We start from the raw sequence: 2,617 nt of genomic DNA, 5'->3' as shown, positions 1-2,617 counted from the left end.
CACGTTCATCAAATGGGGCGATTCGTGGGTGAAGAAGCATGACCTGTCGAGTCTGCGGCTGCTCGGCTCGGTCGGCGAGCCGATCAATCCCGAAGCCTGGATGTGGTATCGCAAAGTGATCGGCGGCGAGCGATGTCCGATCGTTGATACGTGGTGGCAGACCGAGACCGGCGGAATCATGATCAGCCCGATGCCCGGCGTAACCGCCGCGAAGCCCGGCTCCGCAACTTTTCCACTCCCCGGCATCGCAGCCGACGTCGTCACGCGCGAGGGCAAGAGCGTCGGCTCCAACCAGGGCGGCCTGCTGATCGTCCGCAAGCCGTGGCCCGGGATGCTGCGGACGATCTACCGCGATCCAGATCGCTACAAGAGCAATTACTTCGCGCAAATCGACGGCGTATACTTCACCGGCGACGGCGCGCGTCGTGACCAGGACGGCTACCTCTGGATCATGGGGCGTGTTGACGACGTCATCAACGTGTCAGGCCATCGCCTGGGCACGATGGAAATCGAAAGCGCGCTGGTATCGCACAAAACAGTTGCGGAGGCGGCATGCGTCGGCCGTCCAGACGACATGAAAGGGCAGGCCGTGGTCGCATTCGTCACGCTCGAGGGTGGCCGCAAGGGCGACGACAAACTGCGCGACGAATTGCGGGCGCACGTCGTGAAGGAGATCGGCGCGCTCGCACGCCCCGACGACATAAGATTCACCGAAGCCCTCCCGAAAACGCGCAGCGGTAAAATAATGCGCCGCCTCCTGCGCCAGATCGCATCAGGCGATCAAACCTTGGGCGACACCACCACGCTCGAAGACCTCTCAGTCCTCTCAAAACTCCGCGACGACGACGATTGAGCCCCCTCCCTCCTCCCATCCGTCTTATCCCCTCCTCCAACGTGGGAGGAGGGTTAGGGTGGAGGACCGCATGCCGCGCAAATGTCCGTTGCGCCGCATTCTGAATCCGGAGAAATTAGGTCCTCTACCCGCCACTCGAAGACGAGCGTCGGCCTCGCCCCAACGAACGGAGGAGGCAAAATCTCGACTCAGTTTTCGCTGTGCGAAGTTAGTTCGAACGCGATGCCGCCGATGCGTGCTGCGACAATGTTGTACAGCCAGCAACCGATCGCCAGAAAGATGAATCCAACCACACCGAAAAGGATTGGCAAGCCAATCAAACTGAGTAGTATCCCCAGGAGTGGATGCGGGTGGGGGCGGTGCGCAAAAACAATCGTGAGAATTGCTCCCTCAACAAATCCGAAAATCAGATAGAGCACCGCAATCACCTTCGCCGTCTGAAAAATCCTGAACGACTTGATTTCATGCATCGTGCGTCCTCCCTTTTGAGACCATGGCTATAGTTAGTTGGTATGCAGTTGACTTACTAATTCAGTCACCCGCGCCGGATCTATAATGACTATTGCCGCTGCGCCCACTGCGAACATGATCGCAAATCCCGCCATCAGGCGCAGATAGAATGCCGGCTGATGGCTGGTTTGCGCGATGCCCGACTTGAAGATCGCGTTGACGCCCGCCGCCAGCGTCAGCCCGATTACCGCGTCCCGCGCGGCACTCGTTCCTGCCTGCACGAATCCCGCCAGCGTCAGCGAGATCGCATCGACGTCCACCAGTCCGCTGATGGCGGAAACCGCCATCTGGCCGCCATATCCCGCGTAATGCTTGGCGACGCGGGTCACCAGCAGCACGATGGTGAAAACCACGCCGAACTCGAGCGCGGGGCGGATCGAAAACGGGTTCCGGAAGCTGGAATCCACGGCCTCGCGAGACTTCTTGTCTTTTTTTGCAGGGGCGCGGGCGAGTAGCATCGCAGCGGCGAACCCTGCAATCATCATGGCGGCGAATGCTGGGCTCGCGGCGATCGCGAGCATCGGGCTGACCACAGCGACCAGCAACAGCATCCGCGGGAACAGTATCGAATTGGCTATTAGCGCATAGCGCGCCGCCGGTACCGCAGACTCGGGCGCTTCGGCGACAGCTCGCGAAATACCGGTCGTATAGGCAGTCGTCGAGGCTATAGCACCAACTATTGCAGTGAGTAATGCGCCGCGCTCGCTGCCAGTAAACTTGGTCAGGAAGTAACCTACATATGAGACGCCGGACACTAGTATTACGAATAGCCAGATCTTGCGCGGCTCGAAAAATCCGAATGGTCCGTAGCTGCCAGTCGGCAACAGCGGGTAGATGATGAAAATCAGCGCGAGAAAACTCAGCGTGTCGATATATTCGCGGTCGGAGATCGCGTCGCGCACAAACCGGCGCAGCTGATCGCGCTCGGCCAGGATCGCGGCCAGCACAATTCCAAGTCCGGCGCCGAACTGGCGATCCGACGTCAGGCTGAGAGCGCCCAGCACGAAGGTCGCGATGGCGGCAAGCTCGGTGGTGATTCCGTTGCGCTCGGAATGTTGCAACCGCATCACGAGGATTGCGCCGATCGCGCCTGCGAATAGCGCGATCGCCACCGCCGCGTTGGCCAGGTGTCCCGCGACTGCGCCGAGCAGCGCGATTATCAGGAAATCGCGCATCCCGGGACGCGGCGGACCCTTGGGGTCGGGCTCCCGAGTGCGGCCGACCAGGAATCCGATCGTCAGCGCGAGGATGAAC

General features: G+C 60.6%; 3 protein-coding genes. 1 reads left to right on the top strand and 2 read right to left on the bottom strand.

What is annotated here, in order from left to right; genetic code table 11:
- A partial coding sequence (locus tag VIW95_RS09620; protein ID WP_331585830.1) for an AMP-binding enzyme occupies positions 1-853 on the top strand: 853 nt, incomplete at its 5' end.
- Positions 854-1,041: 188 nt separating this feature from the next.
- On the opposite strand, the gene VIW95_RS09615 is transcribed toward VIW95_RS09620, so the two are convergent.
- Both VIW95_RS09615 and VIW95_RS09610 read right to left on the bottom strand, forming a co-directional pair.
- On the bottom strand, positions 1,042-1,323 hold the full coding sequence (locus tag VIW95_RS09615) for a hypothetical protein (protein WP_331585828.1): 282 nt from the start codon (positions 1,321-1,323) through the stop codon (positions 1,042-1,044).
- Between the two features lie 33 nt (positions 1,324-1,356).
- Positions 1,357-2,617 (bottom strand): MgtC/SapB family protein (locus tag VIW95_RS09610; RefSeq protein WP_331585826.1); only part of this gene is annotated, 1,261 nt, incomplete at its 5' end.

Origin of the sequence: Binatus sp. (SeqCode) (assembly GCF_036522015.1) — a bacterium.
Lineage (GTDB): Bacteria > Desulfobacterota > Binatia > Binatales > Binataceae > Binatus.
This window is presented reverse-complemented; position numbering and strand designations above follow the sequence as displayed.

Excerpts from the sequence above, each read along its gene's own strand:
- VIW95_RS09615 (WP_331585828.1), bottom strand. The coding sequence starts at position 1,323 with ATGCATGAAATCAAGTCGTTCAGGATTTTTCAGACGGCGAAGGTGATT.